Source organism: Terrabacter sp. 2RAF25 (assembly GCF_052115265.1).
In the GTDB taxonomy this organism is placed as follows: Bacteria; Actinomycetota; Actinomycetes; order Actinomycetales; family Dermatophilaceae; genus Terrabacter.
In genome coordinates, this window is the sequence record NZ_JBFRGJ010000018.1 from 1 (window position 1) to 1,587 (window position 1,587).

At 64.7% G+C, this 1,587-nt stretch carries 3 protein-coding genes; 2 read left to right on the forward strand and 1 reads right to left on the reverse strand.

Going from position 1 to position 1,587, the window contains the following annotated elements; translation table 11 throughout:
- Positions 1-39 precede the first annotated feature (39 nt).
- Positions 40-798, reverse strand: coding sequence for a histidine phosphatase family protein (locus AB4091_RS21740; protein WP_442294973.1), 759 nt, complete (start codon positions 796-798; stop codon positions 40-42).
- On the opposite strand from AB4091_RS21740, the gene AB4091_RS21745 reads away from it, so the two are divergent.
- Both AB4091_RS21745 and AB4091_RS21750 read left to right on the forward strand, forming a co-directional pair.
- A complete protein-coding gene (locus tag AB4091_RS21745; protein ID WP_095641531.1) occupies positions 797-1,006 on the forward strand; it encodes a CbtB domain-containing protein in 210 nt (69 codons plus the stop codon). The genes AB4091_RS21740 and AB4091_RS21745 overlap by 2 nt on opposite strands.
- A gap of 12 nt (positions 1,007-1,018) precedes the next feature.
- Positions 1,019-1,587: CbtA family protein (locus AB4091_RS21750; RefSeq protein ID WP_442294975.1), on the forward strand; the 569-nt coding region annotated here is incomplete at its 3' end.

The following is a 1,587-nucleotide window of genomic DNA, read 5'->3' on the forward strand; positions in this document are numbered from 1 at the left end:
GAAGAAGGGGGCAGTTGTCTGGCAGGAAATGCACGATGTTTACAAACTTGGGAAACCCCCTGCCCCTGCCTTCCAGACCCAGCGCAGCCCATCATGGGAAAGCTGCGTCATGTCTAACGGCGACAGGTCGATGTGACGCGCGGCCGACATTGGGGCTCCGAGTGCGAAAAGTACCGCAGCGCGCATTGGGCCAGCGTGAGTTATGGCGACTATCAGCCCCCCTTCGGTGGCGCGGACGCTGAGCCAGGTGCTCATACGCGTGTGAAGCGTGACGAAGGAGTCGCCGTCGTGGGGTGCGGTGGCGGGGTCAGAAATCCATGCCGCCAGCCCCTGCGGCTCCTCAGCCATCACGTCGGCAGGATCGCGACCCGCCCAGCGGCCGAAATTCGCCTCGGCCAATGCGATATCTGGCGTTGCGGAAAGGCCCATAGCCGCAGCAGTCTGCGTGGCGCGGCGGGAGGGGGCGGCAAAGACGCGCGGTCCCGCAGGCAGCGTCTGTGCCAGTGCCGCAGCGCGCTTCAGCGCGTGCGGAGGCGCGGGCTCGTCGCCTGGAAAGGTGACCCGAGCCGGAGCTGCTGCGCAGATCAACCAGATCCGTGTCAGCATGAGCTTCGGGCGCAAGCTTCCTTGACAGTATCGTGGCGGGACCGGAGGGTCATCATGATAGTCGTGTCTCGGGAAAGCCGGTGAAATTCCGGTGCGGTCGCGCCACTGTAACCGCCAATATTGCGGGAGCCAGACCCCGTGCACGCCTTCAGTCCTTTCACCCCGGACGCGTATCCGGAAGGAGATCGCCATGACCTACATCACTGCCGCCCCCGGCACTCACACAGCTCCGATCCCCCTGCGCGAGATCGCCCCATGGGCCATTTTTGCTGGGCTGATTGCGCTCCTGGCACTGTATTTTGTCAGCACCGAACAGGGCGCCGTTGCGGTGTTCGACGGGATGTACGTGCATGAATTCGTGCATGATGCCCGCCATCTCCTTGGCTTTCCCTGCCACTGACGGGAGGGGAACATGGGACGTCTTTTGCTGCTCGGCATGATTGCTGGGCTGATCGCGGGTCTTCTAGCCTTTGGGGTCGCGCGGGTCTGGGGTGAGCCCCCGGTCGCCGCTGCCATTGCCATCGAGGAGGCTCAGGCAGCGGCGGAGCATGTCGATGATGTTGCCGTCGGCACGGAACAGCCCGCCGCCCACACGCACGGGGGCGAAGATGAACTGGTCAGTCGTCCGACGCAGGCGGGGATCGGACTGTTCACTGGCATGATCGTTTTCGCGACCGCCCTCGGAGGGGTTTTCGCCTTAGTCTATGCTTGGGCGCACGGGCGTCTGTCGGACCTTAGCCCCCTGGCAACCGCTGGGGCGATTGCGGTCCTCGGCTATGTTTCTGTGACCTTGGTCCCGGGGCTGAAATACGCCGCCAACCCGCCTGCTGTCGGCAGCCCAGAGACGATCGGCATGCGCACTGGGCTGTACTTTCTGATGCTCGCAATCTCTATCGCCGGGATGGTGGCGGCGGTGGTTGTGGCGCGGCGCGTGACGGACCACCGGCTTGGCTGGCTGGCGGGCGGGGCAACCTACGCGGG

Bases quoted from the DNA above. Each gene is read 5' to 3' on its own strand.
- AB4091_RS21740 (WP_442294973.1), bottom strand. From the start codon at position 798: ATGGCGATCTCCTTCCGGATACGCGTCCGGGGTGAAAGGACTGAAGGC.
- AB4091_RS21745 (WP_095641531.1), top strand. From the start codon at position 797: ATGACCTACATCACTGCCGCCCCCGGCACTCACACAGCTCCGATCCCC.